Genomic DNA, 18789 nt, shown 5'->3' on the forward strand with positions numbered 1-18789 from the left:
GCCGCGGGGCTCCGGCGGCCCTCACAGCTCCAGCAGCACCGTGAACGGCCCGTCGTTCACCAGCGACACCTGCATGTCGGCGCCGAACCGGCCGGTCTCCACCTTGGCGCCCAGCGCCCGCAGCTGCTCCACCACCTCGGCCACCAGCGGCTCGGCCACCGGCCCGGGGGCGGCCGCGTTCCAGGTGGGGCGGCGGCCCTTGCGGGCGTCGCCGTAGAGGGTGAACTGGGAGATCACCAGAAGTGGGGCGGCCAGGTCGGAGCAGGACTGCTCGGTCCCGTCGCCGTCGAAGATCCGCAGCGTCCACAGCTTGCGGGCGAGCGCGGCCGCCGTCTGCGCGGTGTCCTGGTGGGTGACCCCGACCAGGACGCAGAGCCCCGGCCCGGTGATCGCCCCGACCCGTTCCCCGGCCACCGTCACGGCCGCCTCGCGCACCCGCTGCACCACTGCTCGCATGCCGGCCATTGTGCCTCCCCGGCCGGCGCCGGCCGACGGCCGCCCGACAGGTCATATCTGCCGGGCCCGTTCGCCAGGCCGCCGTTCGGGTGCATCTGCACCGTGGCGGGGCCCGCGGGGTGACACGATTCCCGGAGTCGGCCGCGCCGCCTCGGGCGCACGGCCGTTCGCGTCGTTCGGACACCCGTACCCAGCCGGCTAGCCCGGGTGGGTGGCCGGGGCGGCGGCGTGGAACCCTCGCGGGGCGCTCGGCGTGCAAGCGGGCGAGGGGCGGCAACGGGCGGGAGCGGAGCAAGGGCAGGTGGGTAGCACGATGGAGGCCAGCAAGGTGCCGGCGGACCCGGCGGTGCCGGACGTCGAAGCACCGGCGCTCGAGGTGTCGGCCCTCGAGGTGTCGGTCGTCGAGGTACCGGCGCTCGAGGTGCCGGACGTCGAGGTGTCGGGCTTCGTGGGTCTGGGCCTGGAGGAGCTGCGCACGCTGCGCCGCGAGGCGCTGGCCCAGGAGGCGGACCTCTCCTACCTGCGCCGGCTGCTGCAGGGCCGGGTGGACATCCTGCGGGCCGAGCTCGACCGCCGCACCCTGCAGCGGCGGCCGGGCCCGCGCTGCCCGGAGGAGGCCCCGCCGCCGGGCGCGGACACCCTGCTGCACCGGCTGCCGCAGATCCTGGCGGACGCCCCGTCCAACGTCCGCCAGTCGGCCCGGCACGTCACCCTGGGCCCGCCGCGCGGCGAGGAGTACCAGGCGCAGGCGGACGCCCTGATGGGCGACGTCCGACTGGCCGACCTGGCCGCGCACGCCGCCGCCGAGCTGCTCGCGGCGCTGGACCGGCTCACCGCGCACGAGCGTGAGGTCTCCGGGCGGCGCCAGGTGCTGCAGCGGACGGCGGACGGCTGTGGAGCGGAGATCACCCGGCGGTACCGTGAGGGGGAAGCGCGGGTCGACGACCTGCTGGCCGGCCGTCCGCTGCCCGACTGAGACCCGGCGGGGGGAGGGGCGCCGGCGACCACCCTCACCTGCTCCGGAAGGCCCACCCCCATGCCTGACTCCGCTGCCCGGCCCGCCGCCGTCCAGCTCCCCGTCCTCGCCGAAGTGGTCCGCTCCGGCTTCGTGGAGGGCCACCACCGCGGCTCGCTGGTGATGCTCGCCCCCGACGGTTCGGTGGAGTTCGCGCTGGGCGACCCCACCCGGCCGGTCTTCCCGCGCTCCTCCAACAAGCCCTTCCAGGCGATCGCCACGCTGCGCGCCGGGCTGCCGATCGAGGGTGAGCAGCTGGCCCTGGCGGCCGCCAGCCACTCCGGCGAATCGTTTCACCTCGACGGGGTGCGGGCGATCCTGGCCGGCGCCGGGCTGGACACCGAGGCCCTGCAGACCCCGCCGGACCTGCCGCTCGACCCGACCGAGGCGGAGTCCTACCTGGCGGCCGGCGGCACCCGGGCCCCGCTGGTGATGAACTGCTCGGGCAAGCACGCCGCCTGGCTGGCCGCCAGCGTGGCCAACGGCTGGCGGACCGAGGACTACCTGGACCCGGCGCACCCGATCCAGCAGCTGGCCCAGGAGGCGCTGGAGGAGGCAACCGGCGAGTCGATAGCCGCGGCCGGCACCGACGGCTGCGGGGCACCGCTGCTGGCCGTCTCGCTGGTCGGGCTGGCCCGCGGCTTCCGCTCGCTGCTGCTGGCCCCGGAAGGCAGCGCGCCGCGCCGGGTCGCGGACGCGATGCGGGCCCACCCCGAGTACGTGGCCGGCACCCGCCGCCCGGACACCTGGCTGATGCGGGCGATCCCCGGCGCGCTCTCCAAGATGGGCGCGGAGGCGGTGCAGGCGGTGGCGCTGCCGGACGGCCGGGCGCTGGCCTTCAAGATCGACGACGGCGCGACCCGCGCGCTCGGCCCGGTGCTGGCGGCGGTGCTGCGCCGGCTGGGCCACCCGGCCGAGAAGCTGGCGCAGATCGGGGCCGCCCCGCTGTACGGCGGCGCCGCGGTGGTGGGCGAGATCCGCCCGGTGGTCGAGCAGGCGCTCTGAGCGGCGCCCACCCGCGCTGGGACTGATTCCTCACCTTCGCCCTCGGTCGGTGCGAGCCGACCGAGGGCGGAGGTTGAGCATCACGCCCGGTGCGCTTCACGCTCAGTGGGCGTCGCCGGACTCCGCCAGCCGCTTGATCGAAGCGGTGATCTCGGTCTCGGCCTCCAGGCGGCCGACCCACTCGGCACCCTCGACCGACTTGCCGGGCTCCAGGTCCTTGTAGACCTCGAAGAAGTGCTGGATCTCCAGACGGTCGAACTCCGACACGTGGTGGATGTCCCGCAGGTGCTCCCAGCGCGGGTCGGTGGCCGGGACGCAGAGCAGCTTGTCGTCGCCGCCGGCCTCGTCCGTCATCTTGAACATGCCGATCGCGCGGCACTTGATCAGGCAGCCGGGGAAGGTCGGCTCGTCCAGGATGACCAGGGCGTCCAGCGGGTCGCCGTCCTCGCCGAGAGTGCCCTCGACGAAGCCGTAGTCGGCCGGGTAGCGGGTCGAGGTGAAGAGCATGCGGTCAAGACGAAGGCGACCGCTCTCGTGGTCCACCTCGTACTTGTTGCGGGAGCCCTTCGGGATCTCGATGGTGACGTCGAACTCCAACGGTTCCTCCAAGGTAGGGACTGACAGAATCCAAGTGTCTCCTACGGGAGGCAGTGCTGTGGAAAGGGGCTGGGCGCTGTGACGTGCGAGGGGGCGGGCCCGGGAGCCGGTCGGGCCGGGCGCCGGGGGCTGGGCGCGGGGCTGGTGACGGCGGTGGCGGCGTTCGCCCTGCTGCTGTCCGGCGGGCCGGCGCATCCGCAGGCGCTGACCGGCCGCGGCGCGGAGCCGACCGCGCCGGTGGTGCTGGTGCCCGCGGTGACCGGCGGCGACGGGGGTCTGCCGAGCACCGCGGGGCTGCAGGCCGCGCTCGGCCCGCTGCTCGCCGACCCGTCGCTCGGCACCCTGGCCTTCGCGGTCACCGACCCCGGCAGCGGCAGGCTGCTGCTGGGGCAGAACGAGAGCGCCCCCTCGACACCGGCCTCGACCACCAAGCTGGCCACCACGGTGGCCGCGCTCAGCCTCTTGCCGCCGCAGACCCGGCTGACCACCAGGGTGGTGCACGGTGCGGGTCCGGCGGACATCGTGCTGGTGGGCGGCGGCGATCCGACGCTGACCGGCCTGCCGGTGGACCAGGTCCGGATCGGCGGCGCCCCGGTGGACGCCGACTCCGCCCCCGCCTCGCTGCCCGACCTGGCCACCAGGACGGCCACCGCGCTCAAGGCGGCCGGTCTGAGCACCGTCCACCTGGGCTACGACACCTCGATGTACACCGGCCCGGCCGCGCACCCGTTCGACGACGGCACCGACATCGGCCCGATGTCCGCGCTGATGGTCGACGAGGGCCGGGAGGTCGCCACCCAGGACATCGACGCGCCGGTCCGGGTCGAGGACCCGACCGGCCAGGCGGTGGCCGAGTTCACCGCCCTGCTGGCGGCCCGCGGGATCGCGGTGGCCGGCCCGCCGGCCCCGGAGCAGGCCGGCGCGGGCGCGGCCGAGATCGCCCGGGTGCAGTCACCGGTGCTGCCCCGGCTGGTCGAGCGGGCGCTGACCACCTCGGACAACACGCTGGCCGAGGCGATCGGCCGGCAGGTGGCGCTGGCCCGGCAGCAGCCGGTCAGCTACGACGGCGCGGCGGCCGCGGTCACCCAGACCCTGGCCGGGCTCGGCGTCCCGCTGGCGGGCGTGCAGCTGTTCGACAGCAGCGGGCTGAACGTGCACAACACCATCCCGCCGATCGTGCTGGCCGACCTGCTGGCGATGGCCGCCTCGCCCGAGCACCCGCAGCTGCGCCCGGTGCTCACCGGGCTGCCGATCGCCGGCCTGACCGGGACCCTGGAGCACCGCTACACGCCCGCTCAGGGCTCGGCCGACGGCGCCGGCGTGGTGCGGGCCAAGACCGGCAGCCTGACCGGCGTCAACACGCTGGCCGGCACCCTGGTGGACGCCGACGGCCGGGAGCTGGCCTTCGCCCTGATGACCAGGACGCCGGCGGACGCCAACGCCGCCCGGGCCGCGATGGACCGGATCGCCGCGCGGCTGGTCGACTGCGGCTGCCACTGAGCGCGGTCGGTGCGCGCGCAACGGTGCGGGCGCCCGCCGCGAAGGGGTGGGGCGCGGGGCGCCGAGCACGTACCGTGAGGGCATGACGAGCGCGAGCGGCGGTGCTGACATGAGCAGTGACGGCCTGGGGGCGGCACGCGGCCACGGTGGTGACGGCGCGGACCTGGTGGACTGGGACCTGGCGGTCGCCACGGCGACCCGGCTGGCCCGCCCGGGTCCGCAGGTCACCCGGGAGGAGGCCTGCGCCGTGGTGGCCGAGCTGCGCCGGCACGCGCTGGCCGCCGAGGACGCGGTGCGCGAGTACACCGGGATGCAGGCGGCCCGGCTGACGGCCGCGGGGGCCGCGCCGGTGCTGGTGGTGGACCGCGCCGGCTGGGTGCGGGCCAACGTGGCGGGCTTCCGCACGGTGATCCGCCCGCTGACCCGCAAGCTGGCCGCCCGCCGGGCCGGCACGCCCGGTGCCGCGGTGTTCGGCGCGGTCGGCGAGAAGGTGACCGGGGTGGAGGTCGGCGCGGTGCTGGCGCTGCTCTCCGGCAAGGTGCTGGGCCAGTACGAGACCTTCGCCGAGCCGGCCGGGGCGGGCTCGCTGCCCAGTGCCCCGGACAGCCCGGCCGGTCTCTTCGACCGGCCGAGCGCCGGCGCGCCGGGGCCGGCCGGGCGGCTGCTGCTGGTGGCGCCGAACATCGTCCAGGTGGAGCGGGAGCTGGACGTCGACCCGCACGACTTCCGGCTCTGGGTCTGCCTGCACGAGGAGACCCACCGGACCCAGTTCAGCGCGGTGCCCTGGCTGCGCGACCACGTGCAGTCCGAGGTGCAGGCCTTCCTGGCGGAGACCGACGTGGAGCCGGTGGCGCTGCTGGAGCGGCTGCGCGAGGCGCTGGCGCCGGGGGAGCGGCCCGCCGGTTCGGGCACCCTGCTGGACCTGGTGCAGACCCCGCGGCAGCGCGAGATCCTGGCCCGGCTGACCGCCGTGATGTCGCTGCTGGAGGGGCACGCGGACGTGGTGATGGACGGGGTCGGCCCGGCGGTGGTGCCGAGCGTGGCGGAGATCCGGGAGAAGTTCCAGCGCCGCCGGGACAAGGGCGCGAGCCGGCTGGACCAGGTGCTGCGCAAGCTGCTGGGGATGGACGCCAAGCTGCGCCAGTACCAGGACGGCGCGGTCTTCGTGCGGGGCGTGCTGGACCGGATCGGGATGGAGGGCTTCAACCGGGTCTGGACCTCGCCGAACACCCTGCCGACCAAGGAGGAGATCCACGATCCGGCCGCCTGGGTGGCCCGGGTCGGACGCCAGTCCCAGCCGAAGCCCCCGGACGAGTGAGGGGGTGGGGCGGCGGAACGTTTCTGCATTCACCCGTCCGTGGGACGGTGGTCGTACCGGTGGCGCGGGTGGCGAAGGGCTGCCCGGCTTTCTGCGACGATCTGTGAGCGTTCCGTTACCGTCCCGCCACCCAGAGGAGTTGCTCCACCGTGGGCCCACACCCCGCCGTCGCGGCGATACGCCTGGCCGTCCGCCGCGCTCTGATGGACCTCGCGGCCGAGGCCGCCGTGCCGATCCCGGCAGCCGCCCTGCGCCCCACCGCCGCCCCGATCCCGGCGCCGGTCGCCGCCCCCGTGCCGGCCCTGGCCGCCGCCACCGTGCTGATCGGCAACGCCCGCCGCCACCCCTCCGGGCTGCCCCGCACCCCCGCCGCCCCCGGCTCCCCGCTGGTCCTGGTCGCCGTCTCCGGCGGCGCGGACTCCATGGCGCTCGCCGTCGCCACCGCCTTCGAGGCGCCCAAGCTGGGCCTGCGGGTCGGCGCCGTCACCGTCGACCACGGCCTGCAGGACGGCTCCGCCGAGCGGGCCCGGCAGGTGGCCGAGCGGCTGCGCGCGCTCGGGCTGGACCCGGTCGAGGCGGTGCCGGTGCACGTCGGCCGGCACGGCGGCCCCGAGGCGGCCGCCCGGGACGCCCGCTACGCCGCGCTGGACGAGGCCTGCGAGCGCCTCGGCGCGGTGACCGTCTTCCTCGGCCACACCCGCGACGACCAGGCCGAGACGGTGCTGCTGGGCCTGGCCCGCGGCTCCGGCGCCCGCTCGCTGGCCGGCATGCCGGCGCAGAAGGGCCGCTACCGCCGCCCGCTGCTCGACCTGGACCGTGCCGCCACCCGCCAGGCCTGCGCCGCGCAGTCCATCCCGGTCTGGGACGACCCGCACAACCTGGACCCCGCCTACACCCGCGCCCGGGTTCGGCACGAGGTGCTGCCGGTACTGGAGAAGCACCTGGGGCACGGGGTGGTCGAGGCACTGGCCCGCACCGCGCGGCTGTTCCGGGACGACGCGGACGCCCTCGACCAGTGGGCGGCCCGGGCCGAGCTGGACCTGTTCCGGCCGCAGAGCGGCGAGCTGCCGGTGCTCGCGCTGGCCGAGCTGCCGGCCGCGGTGCGCCGCCGGGTGCTGCGCCGGGTGGCGCTGCGCACCGGCTCCCCGGCCGGTGATCTCTTCGCCCGGCACCTGGAGACGGTGGACCTGCTGGTCACCGGCTGGCGCGGTCAGGGACCGCTCCAGCTACCCGGGGGCGTCGAGGTCACCCGCAGGTGTGGCAACCTGGTGTTTCGGCGGCAGGACGACTGACCGCCGGCACAGGACCACGAACCCTTGAGGACGTACTCCCGGTGGACGACAAGGACATGGGCGCCGACCTGGCGAAGGTGCTCATCAGCAAGGACGAGATCGACGCGAAGCTGCTGGAGCTGGCGGAGCGGATCGACCGGGACTACGCCGGGAAGGACCTGCTGATCGTCGGCGTCCTCAAGGGCGCGGTCATGGTGATGGCCGACCTCGCCCGGGCGCTGCACTCGCAGGTGACGATGGACTGGATGGCGGTCTCCTCCTACGGGATGGGCACCAAGTCCTCCGGTGTGGTGCGGATCCTCAAGGACCTGGACACCGACATCGCCGGCCGCGACGTGCTGATCGTCGAGGACATCATCGACTCCGGTCTGACCCTCTCCTGGCTGCTCGGCAACCTGGGCTCGCGGGGCCCGGCCTCGCTCGAGGTCTGCACCCTGCTGCGCAAGCCGGACGCGGCCAAGGTCGAGATCGACGTCAAGTACGTGGGCTTCGACATCCCCAACGAGTTCGTCGTCGGTTACGGGCTGGACTACGCGGAGAAGCTCCGCAACCTCCCGTTCATCGGTACGCTCGCCCCACACGTCTACGGCGGCTGACCCCGCCCGCCGTAGCCGGGGGGAACATCCGGCCGATTTCACCCGTTGGAGTCGGCGGACCCACAACTGCACAAGGCCGTGCCGCTCTGCTTCCCCAGAGCAGGGCATCACTGCTGTACGGTCAAATTACCCGCTCGTCGTACCACGTCCAGGGTTCGGTGAGCGGGGGTGCACACGCACATATCGGATGCGCCGGCGGCCGAGAGCCGCCAGGTGCCGTTGAGTGGCAGGAGGGACGGGGCGGCAACGCCCCGCATGGATGGACGTCAAGCGATACTTCCGCGCGCCGATCGCATGGATCCTCCTGGCAGTCGTCGCCGTCATTGTGCTGATGCAGGTCGTTTCGGACTCGAACGGCTACAAGACGGTGGACACCGGCCAGGTGGTCGCGGCGATCAATGCTGGTGATGTCCAGCAGGCGCAACTCACCACCGGTGACTCGAACACCATCAAGATCCAGCTGAAGGACGGCGCCTCGCTGCCGGCCGGCAGCTCCGGCAAGTCGCCCTCCGGGACCAAGTTCCAGGCCTCCTACATCGGGGACCAGGGCAAGGACCTGGCCGAGCAGATGAGCAAGCCCGGCCAGACGCCGCCGCAGGGCTACACCGTCAGCCCCGAGAAGACCTCGACCTTCGTCAGCCTCCTCGAGTCGATGCTGCCGATCGTCGTCATCGTGCTGGTCTTCCTCTTCCTGATGAACCAGATGCAGGGCGGCGGCTCCCGCGTCATGCAGTTCGGCAAGTCCAAGGCCAAGCTGCTCACCAAGGACACCCCGAAGACCACCTTCGCGGACGTGGCCGGTGCGGACGAGGCCGTCGAGGAGCTCCACGAGATCAAGGAGTTCCTGCAGGAGCCGGCCAAGTTCCAGGCCGTCGGCGCCAAGATCCCCAAGGGTGTGCTGCTCTACGGCCCGCCCGGGACCGGCAAGACCCTGCTCGCGCGCGCCGTCGCGGGCGAGGCGGGCGTGCCGTTCTACTCGATCTCGGGTTCCGACTTCGTCGAGATGTTCGTCGGTGTCGGCGCCTCCCGCGTCCGTGACCTGTTCGAGCAGGCCAAGGCGAACGCCCCGGCGATCGTCTTCGTCGACGAGATCGACGCCGTCGGCCGGCACCGCGGTGCGGGCCTCGGCGGTGGCCACGACGAGCGCGAGCAGACCCTCAACCAGCTGCTGGTCGAGATGGACGGCTTCGACGTCAAGGGCGGCGTGATCCTGATCGCCGCCACCAACCGCCCGGACATCCTGGACCCGGCGCTGCTGCGCCCGGGCCGCTTCGACCGCCAGATCGCGGTGGACCGGCCCGACCTGCAGGGCCGCCTGGAGATCCTCAAGGTCCACCAGAAGGGCAAGCCGGTCGCGCCGGACGTCGACCTCTCCGCGGTCGCCAAGCGCACCCCCGGCTTCACCGGTGCGGACCTGTCGAACGTGCTGAACGAGGCCGCGCTGCTCACCGCGCGCTCGGACAAGAAGCTGATCGACAACGGCATCCTGGACGAGGCGATCGACCGCGTGGTCGCGGGTCCGCAGAAGCGCACCCGGATCATGTCGGACAAGGAGAAGAAGATCACCGCGTACCACGAGGGCGGTCACGCCCTGGTCGCGGCGGCCTGCCAGTACAGCGACCCGGTGCACAAGATCACCATCCTGTCCCGCGGTCGGGCGCTCGGCTACACCATGGTGCTGCCGGACGAGGACAAGTACTCCACCACCCGCAACGAGATGCTCGACCAGCTCGCCTACATGCTGGGCGGCCGCGCGGCGGAGGAGCTGGTCTTCCACGACCCCACCACCGGCGCCTCGAACGACATCGAGAAGGCCACCGCCACCGCCCGTGCGATGGTCACCCAGTACGGCATGACCGAGCGGCTCGGCGCGATCAAGTTCGGCAGCGACAACTCGGAGCCGTTCCTGGGCCGCGAGATGGGCCACCAGCGCGACTACTCGGAAGAGGTCGCCGGGCTGGTGGACGAAGAGGTCAAGAAGCTGATCGAGAGCGCGCACAACGAGGCCTGGGAGATCCTGGTCGAGAACCGCGACGTGCTCGACAACCTGGTGCTGGAGCTCCTGGAGAAGGAGACCCTGAACAAGGAGCAGATCGCCGAGATCTTCGCCCCGGTGGTGAAGCGTCCGCACCGTCCGGCCTGGACCGGTTCGGCCCGGCGCACCCCCTCCACCCGCCCGCCGGTGCAGTCCCCGAAGGAGCTGGCGCTGACCAACGGCGCCGCCTCCGTCGAGGGCGGTCCGGTGGACATCGTGAAGCTGCCGCCGCTCGGCGGGGACGGCGTCGCGGACCACTGATCGACGGTCGGGCAGCCGCCCGACCTGGTGCGGAATGGTTGCCGCGCCCCCGGGGTTTGTACCCTGGAGGCGCGGCAACCGCGTTTTTCAGGTCCGTTCACTCTTCCCAGCTACTTGCGAGGCTCGCATGATCGACCCGGTGACGCTCGATGGACAGGGCGCGATCGGCACCTTCGACCAGAAGCGGGCGGAGAACGCGGTGCGGGAGCTGCTCATCGCGGTCGGCGAGGACCCGGACCGCGAGGGCCTGCTGGAGACCCCGGCCCGGGTGGCCCGGGCCTACAAGGAGATATTCGCCGGCCTCTGGCAGCAGCCGGAGGACGTGCTGACCACCACCTTCGACCTCGGCCACGACGAGATGGTGCTGGTGAAGGACATCGAGGTGTTCTCCACCTGCGAGCACCACCTGGTGCCGTTCCAGGGCGTGGCGCACGTCGGCTACATACCGTCCACCAGCGGCAAGATCACCGGCCTGTCCAAGCTGGCCCGGCTGGTCGACGTCTTCGCCCGCCGTCCCCAGGTGCAGGAGCGGCTGACCAGCCAGGTCGCCGACTCGCTGATGCGGATCCTGGAGCCGCGCGGGGCCATCGTGGTGATCGAGTGCGAGCACATGTGCATGTCGATGCGCGGCATCCGCAAGCCCGGCGCCAAGACCATCACCTCGGCGGTCCGCGGCCAGCTGCGCGACCCCGCCACCCGCAACGAGGCGATGAGCCTCATCATCGGGCACTGAATCATCGGGCACTGAGTCATCGGGCACTGATCGGCTGCTCCCGGGGGCACCGCTCAGCTGCGCGGTTCGCGGTCCGGGGGCGGCGCCAGGTGGTCGCCCATCCACTCCAGGGCGGCGGGCAGCTCGCGCTGCCAGGTGTCGAAGGTGTGGCCGCCGTCGGGCAGGAAGAGCGAGTCGACGGTGAGCTCCGGGTGGGCCTCGCTGACCGGGGCGGCGGTGGCCAGGAACTGCTGGGTGGCCGCGTAGTCGTCCTCGGTCCGGGTGCTGACCACCAGCAGCGAGGTCTTCGGCACCGGCTCGTTGTGCAGCCGCCAGCCGAGGTCGTAGCCCTGCGCCAACTGCTGGTTGCCGCCGAACAGGTCGCCGGTGCTCCAGTCCGGGGTCACCTGGTACTCGCCGTGCAGCGCGGCGGCCGCGGCGTAGGACTCCGGGTCGCGCAGCGCCAGGCGCAGCGCGCAACTGCCGCCGGTGGAGTAGCCGAGCACGCCCCAGGAGGTGCCCGAGCGGCTGACCCGGTAGGCGGAGCGCAGCGCGGCCGGCACGTCCTTGGCGAACCAGGTCTCGGTCTGCGGCCCGCCGGGCACGTTCACGCACTCGGTGTTGCGCGGTGCGGCCACCGTGGGCCGGGCCAGCACCACCACGGTCGGCGGCATCCGGCCGGTGCGCTGCAGGTCCCAGAGGGCCTGCACGGCGTGCAGGTCGGTCAGCCAGGCCGCGGCCGGGCCGGGGAAGCCGGCCAGGGTGAGCAGCACCGGGAAGCGCTCGCGGTGGTACTTCGGGTTGAAGTACTCGGGTGGCAGGTAGATGAACATCTGGTCGGACAGTCCGGTGGCCTTGCCGTTCACCCGGATGGAGTCCACCCGCCCGACTTCCTCCGGTTTGCCCTGCGGCAGGTCGGTGATCCCGGACAGGCCGCCCTCGTCGGTCGGGGAGACCAGGGTGTCGCCGCTCGGCGGGCCGCCCTTGCCGCCGCTCTGCGCCGGGGCCAGCGCCAGCCGGCTGGTGTCCGGGGAGAGCAGGTCCTGCCAGGAGGTGTAGAAGCCGAAGGTGTTGTTGACGCTGAGCGCGCAGACCGTGAGCACGGCCGTCTGAGTGACCGTCAGCAGGCCGAGGCGTCCGAGCACCGGCAGCGGCCGCTGCCGGGCGAGCCGGGGCCAGAGCCAGAGCGTGGCCAGCAGGGTCAGGGCGGCGGCCAGTGCGACCACGTACACCAGCGCGCTGCTCGTCAGTTCCATCCAGAGCCTCCACCTGGCGTTGCCGGACGACCTGTCGGGGCGTCAAACGGCGCACCGTGCTGCTCGTCACGGGGTTCGTCACGGCGTCAGCGGGTACCGCTGACTCATCATCGGAGACCGTTCGAGGCCCGGCCACCCGAACCGAGCGGGCCGGCGAGCGGCCGGCGGCCGGACGCCGTGGCCACTGGGGCAACGCGGTGTGAACGGCGGGCGGCACGGCCGCAGGGGCGGCTCCGGTCCGGCTTCACCCACAGGAACCAAGGCTCTAGACTTCGGCGTCGCCACTCGTGCGGGGGGCTGGGACCGGCCGCCCGGCGGACGGTCCAGCGCACGTGGACCAGCCATTACTCGCTCTTGACGGTCTTATGGTCAAGGTAAGGACATACGTATGAAGGCCCATCACGGCTCATCCTCCGGGGTGACCGGGCACCCCCGCGCAACCTCTACGCTGAGTCTCCATGAGCGTTCCCGTGTCCACTGAGCCCACCTCTCAGGCCCCGGAGCAGCCCCGTCGGCGGGGGCTGCAGACGCTGCGCAGCCAGGCGGCCGCGGTGCCGCGGGCCTGGCTGCCGGGTGCCGTCGGCTACGCCTGTCTGCTGATCGGCCTGGTCGACATCGCCAGTGCGATCTTCCCGAGACTGCGTCGGACCAGGATGCACATCTGGGCCGGGCAGCTGCCGGGCACCACGACCACCCTGGCCACCGCCGGCACCCTGCTGGTCGGCATCCTGCTGGTGCTGCTGGCGCACGCGCTGCGCCGGCGCAAGCGCCGGGCCTGGCGGATGGTCTGCGTGCTGCTGCCGGTCGGTGCGGCGCTGCACGTGCTGCGCTGGCACCAGGTCGGCCCCGCGGTGATCTCGATGGTGCTCTTCGGGGTGATGCTGGTGCACCGCCGCGAGTTCTACGCCAAGGCCGACCCGCGCACCCGCTGGCGGGCGCTGCTCAACCTGGTGGTGATGGGCGCGCTGAGCCTGGGGCTCGGCTTCCTGGTCGTCAGCTCGCACCCGGCGCGTGAGATGGGTCACCCGAGCCTGTTCGACCGGGTGCACGAGACCGTCTGGGGCCTGTTCGGCCTGGACGGCCCGATCGACTACCACCCGGACCGGATCGGCGACGTGGTCGGCTACTCGCTGGCCGGCCTGGGCCTGCTGACCGCCGTCTCCACCGCCTACCTGCTGCTGCGCCCGGAGAAGCCGGAGCCGGAGCTGACCGCCGACGAGGAGGTCCGGGTCCGGGCGCTGCTGGAGCGGCACGGCGAGCGCGACTCGCTGGGCTACTTCGCGCTGCGCCGGGACAAGAGCGTGCTCTTCTCGCCGACCGGCAAGGCGGCGATCTCCTACCGGGTGATCTCCGGCGTGATGCTGGCCTCCGGTGATCCGGTGGGCGACGTGGAGGCGTGGCCGGGCGCGATCAAGGTCTTCATGGCGCAGGCCCGGGAGCACGCCTGGGTGCCGGCCGTGGTCGGCTGCAGCGAGGTCGGCGGCGAGGTCTGGACCCGCGAGGCGGGGCTGGACGCGCTGGAGCTGGGCGACGAGGCGATTGTGGACGCCACCACCTTCTCGCTCTCCGGCCGGGCGATGCGCAACGTGCGCCAGATGGTCAAGCGGATCGAGCGCAACGGCTACTCCTGCCAGGTCCGCCGGGTCGGCGACCTGGGGCTGGCCGAGAAGCAGAAGATCGCGGACGCCGCCGCCCGCTGGCGCGGCACCGACACCGAGCGCGGCTTCTCGATGGCGCTGGGCCGCTTCGGCGACCCGGCCGACGACGCCTGCGTGGTGGTCACCGCGCACAAGGCGCCGGAGGAGGGCGAGGGCGGCGACGACCTGAAGGCGGTGCTGCACTTCGTCCCCTGGGGCAAGGACGGCATCTCGCTGGAGCTGATGCGCCGCGACCGGGCGGCCGACCCGGGGCTGAACGAGCTGCTGATCGTGGCCGCGCTGCAGGAGGTGCCGGCGCTGGGCTACCGGCGGGTGTCGCTGAACTTCGCGATGTTCCGTTCGGCGCTGGCCCGCGGTGAGCGGATCGGCGCGGGCCCGGTGCTGCGCGCCTGGCGCGGGCTGCTGGTCTTCCTCTCGCGCTGGTTCCAGATCGAGTCGCTGTACAAGTTCAACGCCAAGTTCCAGCCGGAGTGGGAGCCGCGGTTCCTGGTCTACCCGAGCACCCGGGACCTGCCGCGGATCGGCTTCGCGGTGATGCAGGCGGAGGCCTTCATCACGCTGGGCATGCCGAAGTTCGGCCGCAAGCGCCAGCGCCAGGGTCTGATGCCGACCCCGGCCGGCGACAAGGGCTCGATCGCCCCGGCGGCCTGACGGCCCGGCCACGGCCGGTCGAAGGCCCCCGTGGCGCCGGACGCCCCGCCCCCCTGCCCCGCCGGGACAGGGGGGCGGGGCGTTCGATAATGGCCCCATGAACAACGCGCTGCCCGGGCTGCCCCGTCTCGACCGCTGTGCCGTGATGGGCGTCGTGAACGTCACCCCCGACTCGTTCTCGGACGGCGGCCTGTGGCTGGACCCCGGGGCCGCCGTGGCGCACGGCCTGGACCTGGTGGCCAGGGGCGCCGACCTGGTGGACGTGGGCGGGGAGTCGACCCGCCCGGGTTCGCAGCGGGTCACCGAGGCGGAGGAGCTGCGCCGGGTGCTGCCGGTGGTCCGGGAGCTGGCCGCGGCCGGCGTGGTGGTCTCGGTGGACACCATGCGGGCCGCGGTCGCCGAGCAGGCGCTGGCGGCCGGGGCCGCGTTGGTCAACGACGTCTCCGGCGCTCTGGCGGACCCGGCGATGGCCGCGGTGGTGGCCGAGCACGGTGCGCCGTTCGTGGTGATGCACTGGCGCGGCCAGTCCGCCGACATGGACCGGCTGGCGGTCTACCGGGACGTGGTCGGCGAGGTGGTGGCCGAGCTGACCGAGCGGGTCGAGGCGCTGCTGGCCGCCGGGGTCAAGGAGGAGCAACTGGTCCTGGACCCCGGGCTGGGGTTCGCGAAGACCAGTGAGCACAACTGGGCGCTGCTGGCGGGTTTGGACGCGCTGACCGCCTTGGGACGCCCGGTGCTGGTGGCGGCATCGCGCAAGCGCTTCCTGGGTACGCTGCTCGCCGACCCGGAAACCGGGGAGCTGCGCCCGGCCCGGCAGCGCGACGACGCCACCGCGGCGGTCTCGGTGCTCTCGGCCCGGGCCGGCGCCTGGGCCGTCCGGGTGCACGACGTGGCGGGCACGGCGGACGCGGTCCGCGTGGTGGCCGCCTGGCGGGCGGCGGGGGCGAGCTGACCTGACGGAAGCAGGTGGTGGCGTGACTGGTGACGGGACGGCGGGCAACGGGATGGTGGGCAACGGCTCGGCGGCCTCCAGGGAGGCCGACCGGGAGGCGGTGCTGGCGGCCAACCAGCGGCTCTACGAGGCCCTGGAGAACGGGGACCTGGAGGCGGTCGAGGACGTCTGGCTGTCGGCGGCGGACGCCGACGACAAGACGGGCGTGGTCTGCGTGCACCCGGGCTGGCCGGTGCTGCGCGGGCGGGCCCAGGTGACCAGGTCCTACCTGCTGATCATGATGAACACCGAGTACATCCAGTTCTTCCTGACCGATGTCGAGGTCGAGGTGCAGGGCGACGTGGCCCTGGTCACCTGCACCGAGAACATCCTCTCCGGCGGCGAGGCGGAGGAGGAGGGCGAGCTGGGCCCGCTGGTCGGCGGCAAGGTGGTGGCCACCAACCTGTTCCGGCGCACCGCGGCGGGCTGGCGGCTCTGGTCGCACCACGGCTCGCCGGTGCTCACCACGGGCGAGGACGACGAGGACGGCGAGGGCTCCGGCGGCCTCGGCGGGCGCGACTGACCGGGCGGCCGGTAGGGAGGCGGCCCGCGAGTCGGAATCCACCGGGGGTAGATTCGATGGACGGCGGGCCAACGGGCCTGCCGTTCCAAGATCAGGAGCTGATTCAGGTGTTGGACCGCGTCACCCTGCGGGGCCTGCGAGCCCGCGGTCACCACGGCGTCTTCGAGCGCGAGCGCCAGGAGGGGCAGACCTTCGTGGTCGACCTCGTGCTCTTCCTGGACACCCGCCCGGCCGCCTCCGGCGACGACCTCACCCGCACGGCCCACTACGGGGTCGTCGCGGAGGAGGTCACCGCGATCATCGCGGGCGAGCCGGTCGACCTGATCGAGACCCTGGCCCAGCGGATCGCCGACCAGTGCCTCAAGCACGAGGCGGTCGAGGAGGTCGAGGTCACCGTGCACAAGCCGGACGCCCCGATCACGGTCCCGTTCGACGATGTGACCATCACCATCCGCCGGGGCCGCGGATGAGGGTTACGGTGTTCCCCGCGACCGAGCCGCCAGCCGAAGAGGATTTCTGATGAGCACCAGCGACCCGACCGCCTCGCCCACCACGTTCGACCTGGAGCACCGGTTGGACAGCGTGGACACCACGTTGCAGAACCCGCGCACCGCGGTGATGGCCCTGGGCAGCAACCTCGGCAACCGGTTGGAGACCCTGCAGGGCGCCGTCGACCTGCTCGCCGACACCCCCGGGGTGAAGATCACCGCGGTCTCCGCGGTCTTCGAGACCGAGGCCCTGGGCGGCCCCGCCGAGCAGCCCAACTACTACAACGCGGTGGTGGTGCTGCGCACCACGCTGCCGCCGTACTCGCTGCTGGAGCGGGCCAACGCGATCGAGGACGCGTTCGGGCGCGAGCGCAAGGTCCGCTGGGGGGCGCGCACCCTGGACGTGGACGTGCTGACCTACCAGGACGTGCTGAGCAGCGACCCGGTGCTGCTGCTGCCGCACCCGCGGGCGCACGAGCGGGTCTTCGTGCTGGCCCCCTGGCACGACGCCGACCCGGCGGGCGAGCTGCCCGGTCGGGGCAAGGTGGGCGAGCTGCTGGCCGACCTCGGCGGCGAGGGCGCCCAGGGCGTGCGGCGGCGCACCGACATCCAGCTGCGCCTGCCCGAGTAGGACCGACCGGGCCGGGTGGCCGCGGGGCCCCTCCCGGCCGGAGGCTGGGGGGAGCCGCCGCGGTGCCGGTACGGTGGATCGGCGCCCGCCACCCCAGCCACCCTCCGGAAGGACCCTCTTCCCCGTGAAGCCGCTCCGCCTCCGTCTCCTGCTCGGCATCTTCCTGGTCGCGACGGCGCTCGCCTGGGCCGGGGCCAAGCTGTGGAACTCGCTGGACACCCTGCCGGGGGTGCCGACGGCGGCCCCGGTGGTGCTCGCGGTGATCGCGGTGGTGCTGCTGGCGACGGCGATCTCGCTGCGCTCCCGGCTGAAGGCGATCCGCGACCGGGTGCCCGGCGCCCGGCGGGTCGACCCGCTCGGCGCCGCCCGGGCACTGGTGCTGGGCCAGGCCAGTGCGCTGGTCGCGGCCCTGGTCAGCGGCGTCTACGCGGGCCTGGGCATCGAGCTGTTGACGCTGCCGGACCTCGCCGCGCGCAAGGGGCCGGCGATCACCGCCGGGCTGGCCGTGCTGGCCGGTTGGGCCGTCGTGGCGGCGGGGCTGTGGCTGCAGCACATCTGCAAGCTGCCCGAGGACGGCAGCGGCGGGGGCGGCAAGGGGGTAGCGCCTTCGGCGCGTTGACGCGGCGTCAGGTTGGCGTGCCGTCAGGGCCCGGACGGGTGCTGTCAAGGCTGGGATCGGGACCCAGGCTGACAATGCCGGTATTCGCACGCTAGTTTCTTGCCCATGTCTCGCGGACGCCACCGACACTCCTCCCTGTTCAGCCGAGCGCTGCCGCCCACCGCGGCGGCCACTCTGACGGTGGCCGCGCTGGCCGCCCTGCTGGTCAGCGAGGATCCCGCGGTGGCCCGCTCGGTCGGCGTGGCCGCGGTGGTCGCGGTGCTCGGGTTGGCCATGGTGCTGCGGCAGCGGGACCGGTCGGCGCGGGCGGCGGCCGAGCTGGCGGCGACCCGGCGGCTGCGGGACGAGGAGCGCTTCGAGGAGCAGCTGGCGGAGGCCGAGTACGCGGCCGAGGTGGCCGAGGAGCGGGCCACCCGGCTCGGGCGGCGGCTGACCGCGGAGAAGTCGCGGCTGGCGAAGGCGGAGACCGAGATCGCCCGGCTGCTGCGCGAGCGGGCGGTGCTCGCCGCCGAACAGGCGCTGAAGGAGGCCGAGGAGGCCCGGCTGGCCCTCGCGGCGGCCCGGCCGGTGCACCCGGTGAGCCCGCGCGCCTTCCTCAAGGCGGCCGATGCGCTGCGGACCCTGGAGCGGCGGGCCGAGCGGGCGGCCCGGGCCGCCGAGCGGACGGCCGTGGCGGCGCTGCCCGAGGTGCGGGTCGCGCACGTCCCGGTGCCGGCCGCCGCGCTCGCGCCAGTCCCCGGGGTGCCGGCGCCGATCGCGCCGGTGGGGCGGATCGGGCGGCTGGAGCCGGTGGCGACCACGACTGCGGCCGCGACTGCGACCGCGGCGGCGGCCACGGCCGTGCCGGCCGCGGCCGAGCGGCCCGCGGTGACGGCCTCCCCGGTGCGTCCGGTGCTGCCCGGCCCGGCCGAGGTGGCGACGGCCGCCGCGGTGGCCGCGGTCCCGGTGGAGCGGCAGCGCCCGCGGCCGGTGCAGGGGCCGGCCCGGGGTGCCGGGTTCAGCTTCTTCGACCGCACCGCCGCGGTGCGGGCGGCGGCGCCGGCCCCCGCGGTGGGCTCGGTGCAGGAGCTCGGCGCGACGGCCGGGCGCACGGCGCCGGTGGAGCGGTCCACACCATCCGCGGCGCCAGTCACGGTGGGCCACCCAGAGCGGGAGGAGCACGAACCACACGAGGACCCGGCGGAC

18 protein-coding genes are annotated in these 18789 nt (G+C 73.8%); 15 read left to right on the forward strand and 3 right to left on the reverse strand.

The genetic code is table 11. The features are described from left to right. Nucleotides 1-21: 21 nt before the first annotated feature. Nucleotides 22-456, reverse strand: coding sequence for a D-aminoacyl-tRNA deacylase (gene dtd, locus ACQRUO_RS15165; protein ID WP_428316415.1), 435 nt, complete (start codon nucleotides 454-456; stop codon nucleotides 22-24). A 313-nt stretch (nucleotides 457-769) separates the two neighbouring features. On the opposite strand from dtd, the gene ACQRUO_RS15170 reads away from it, so the two are divergent. Continuing rightward, nucleotides 770-1432 (forward strand): ABC transporter substrate-binding protein, encoded by a 663-nt coding sequence (locus ACQRUO_RS15170; RefSeq protein WP_428316416.1) that lies wholly within the window; start codon nucleotides 770-772, stop codon nucleotides 1430-1432. A gap of 60 nt (nucleotides 1433-1492) precedes the next feature. Then, a complete protein-coding gene (locus ACQRUO_RS15175) occupies nucleotides 1493-2476 on the forward strand; it encodes an asparaginase (RefSeq protein ID WP_428316417.1) in 984 nt (327 codons plus the stop codon). Between the two features lie 102 nt (nucleotides 2477-2578). Here the strand turns inward: ACQRUO_RS15175 and ACQRUO_RS15180 are convergent, their stop codons facing one another. Continuing rightward, nucleotides 2579-3073, reverse strand: a complete 495-nt coding sequence (locus tag ACQRUO_RS15180; protein WP_035846397.1) for an inorganic diphosphatase — start codon at nucleotides 3071-3073, stop codon at nucleotides 2579-2581. 153 nt (nucleotides 3074-3226) lie between these two features. Between ACQRUO_RS15180 and dacB the strand changes: the two genes are divergently transcribed. From dacB to folE, 6 genes are all read left to right on the forward strand, one after another. Continuing rightward, nucleotides 3227-4573: a D-alanyl-D-alanine carboxypeptidase/D-alanyl-D-alanine endopeptidase gene (gene dacB / locus ACQRUO_RS15185; RefSeq protein ID WP_428316418.1), complete on the forward strand. Its 1347-nt coding sequence runs from the start codon at nucleotides 3227-3229 to the stop codon at nucleotides 4571-4573. 109 nt (nucleotides 4574-4682) lie between these two features. Next, nucleotides 4683-5891, forward strand: coding sequence for a zinc-dependent metalloprotease (locus tag ACQRUO_RS15190; RefSeq protein WP_428316431.1), 1209 nt, complete (start codon nucleotides 4683-4685; stop codon nucleotides 5889-5891). Nucleotides 5892-6040: 149 nt separating this feature from the next. Further along, nucleotides 6041-7183: a tRNA lysidine(34) synthetase TilS gene (gene tilS / locus ACQRUO_RS15195; protein WP_428316419.1), complete on the forward strand. Its 1143-nt coding sequence runs from the start codon at nucleotides 6041-6043 to the stop codon at nucleotides 7181-7183. Nucleotides 7184-7224: 41 nt separating this feature from the next. Further along, nucleotides 7225-7779: a hypoxanthine phosphoribosyltransferase gene (gene hpt, locus ACQRUO_RS15200; RefSeq protein WP_035798821.1), complete on the forward strand. Its 555-nt coding sequence runs from the start codon at nucleotides 7225-7227 to the stop codon at nucleotides 7777-7779. 259 nt (nucleotides 7780-8038) lie between these two features. After that, a complete protein-coding gene (gene ftsH / locus ACQRUO_RS15205; RefSeq protein WP_428316420.1) occupies nucleotides 8039-10075 on the forward strand; it encodes an ATP-dependent zinc metalloprotease FtsH in 2037 nt (678 codons plus the stop codon). A gap of 127 nt (nucleotides 10076-10202) precedes the next feature. Continuing rightward, nucleotides 10203-10808, forward strand: coding sequence for a GTP cyclohydrolase I FolE (gene folE / locus ACQRUO_RS15210; RefSeq protein WP_428316421.1), 606 nt, complete (start codon nucleotides 10203-10205; stop codon nucleotides 10806-10808). A gap of 53 nt (nucleotides 10809-10861) precedes the next feature. On the opposite strand, the gene ACQRUO_RS15215 is transcribed toward folE, so the two are convergent. Next, nucleotides 10862-12043: an alpha/beta hydrolase gene (locus ACQRUO_RS15215; protein ID WP_428316422.1), complete on the reverse strand. Its 1182-nt coding sequence runs from the start codon at nucleotides 12041-12043 to the stop codon at nucleotides 10862-10864. 458 nt (nucleotides 12044-12501) lie between these two features. On the opposite strand from ACQRUO_RS15215, the gene ACQRUO_RS15220 reads away from it, so the two are divergent. From ACQRUO_RS15220 to ACQRUO_RS15250, 7 genes are all read left to right on the forward strand, one after another. Beyond that, the gene (locus tag ACQRUO_RS15220; RefSeq protein ID WP_428316423.1) at nucleotides 12502-14352 is read left to right on the forward strand and encodes a phosphatidylglycerol lysyltransferase domain-containing protein; all 1851 of its coding nucleotides are present in this window, start codon (nucleotides 12502-12504) and stop codon (nucleotides 14350-14352) included. Between the two features lie 97 nt (nucleotides 14353-14449). Continuing rightward, nucleotides 14450-15304 (forward strand): dihydropteroate synthase, encoded by an 855-nt coding sequence (gene folP, locus ACQRUO_RS15225; protein WP_428316424.1) that lies wholly within the window; start codon nucleotides 14450-14452, stop codon nucleotides 15302-15304. Nucleotides 15305-15356: 52 nt separating this feature from the next. Further along, entirely contained in the window at nucleotides 15357-15866 is a 510-nt protein-coding gene (locus tag ACQRUO_RS15230) for a nuclear transport factor 2 family protein (RefSeq protein ID WP_428316432.1), read from the forward strand. A 110-nt stretch (nucleotides 15867-15976) separates the two neighbouring features. Continuing rightward, the gene (folB, locus tag ACQRUO_RS15235) at nucleotides 15977-16336 is read left to right on the forward strand and encodes a dihydroneopterin aldolase (protein ID WP_428316433.1); all 360 of its coding nucleotides are present in this window, start codon (nucleotides 15977-15979) and stop codon (nucleotides 16334-16336) included. A gap of 49 nt (nucleotides 16337-16385) precedes the next feature. Then, nucleotides 16386-16985, forward strand: coding sequence for a 2-amino-4-hydroxy-6-hydroxymethyldihydropteridine diphosphokinase (gene folK, locus ACQRUO_RS15240; protein WP_428316425.1), 600 nt, complete (start codon nucleotides 16386-16388; stop codon nucleotides 16983-16985). 124 nt (nucleotides 16986-17109) lie between these two features. Beyond that, a complete protein-coding gene (locus ACQRUO_RS15245) occupies nucleotides 17110-17604 on the forward strand; it encodes a DUF3180 domain-containing protein (RefSeq protein ID WP_428316426.1) in 495 nt (164 codons plus the stop codon). A gap of 105 nt (nucleotides 17605-17709) precedes the next feature. Next, nucleotides 17710-18789, forward strand: a 1080-nt coding sequence (locus tag ACQRUO_RS15250) for a hypothetical protein (protein WP_428316427.1), incomplete at its 3' end; no start/stop codon positions are given.

Origin of the sequence: Kitasatospora sp. LaBMicrA B282 (genome assembly GCF_050325825.1) — a bacterium.
In the GTDB taxonomy this organism is placed as follows: domain Bacteria; phylum Actinomycetota; class Actinomycetes; order Streptomycetales; family Streptomycetaceae; genus Kitasatospora.

Bases quoted from the DNA above. Each gene is read 5' to 3' on its own strand.
- ACQRUO_RS15170 (WP_428316416.1), top strand. From the start codon at position 770: ATGGAGGCCAGCAAGGTGCCGGCGGACCCGGCGGTGCCGGACGTCGAA.
- folE (WP_428316421.1), top strand. From the start codon at position 10,203: ATGATCGACCCGGTGACGCTCGATGGACAGGGCGCGATCGGCACCTTC.
- ftsH (WP_428316420.1), top strand. From the start codon at position 8,039: ATGGACGTCAAGCGATACTTCCGCGCGCCGATCGCATGGATCCTCCTG.
- ACQRUO_RS15215 (WP_428316422.1), bottom strand. From the start codon at position 12,043: ATGGAACTGACGAGCAGCGCGCTGGTGTACGTGGTCGCACTGGCCGCC.
- folK (WP_428316425.1), top strand. From the start codon at position 16,386: ATGAGCACCAGCGACCCGACCGCCTCGCCCACCACGTTCGACCTGGAG.
- dtd (WP_428316415.1), bottom strand. From the start codon at position 456: ATGCGAGCAGTGGTGCAGCGGGTGCGCGAGGCGGCCGTGACGGTGGCC.
- folP (WP_428316424.1), top strand. From the start codon at position 14,450: ATGAACAACGCGCTGCCCGGGCTGCCCCGTCTCGACCGCTGTGCCGTG.
- ACQRUO_RS15190 (WP_428316431.1), top strand. From the start codon at position 4,683: ATGAGCAGTGACGGCCTGGGGGCGGCACGCGGCCACGGTGGTGACGGC.
- ACQRUO_RS15175 (WP_428316417.1), top strand. From the start codon at position 1,493: ATGCCTGACTCCGCTGCCCGGCCCGCCGCCGTCCAGCTCCCCGTCCTC.
- ACQRUO_RS15230 (WP_428316432.1), top strand. From the start codon at position 15,357: ATGGTGGGCAACGGCTCGGCGGCCTCCAGGGAGGCCGACCGGGAGGCG.
- ACQRUO_RS15220 (WP_428316423.1), top strand. From the start codon at position 12,502: ATGAGCGTTCCCGTGTCCACTGAGCCCACCTCTCAGGCCCCGGAGCAG.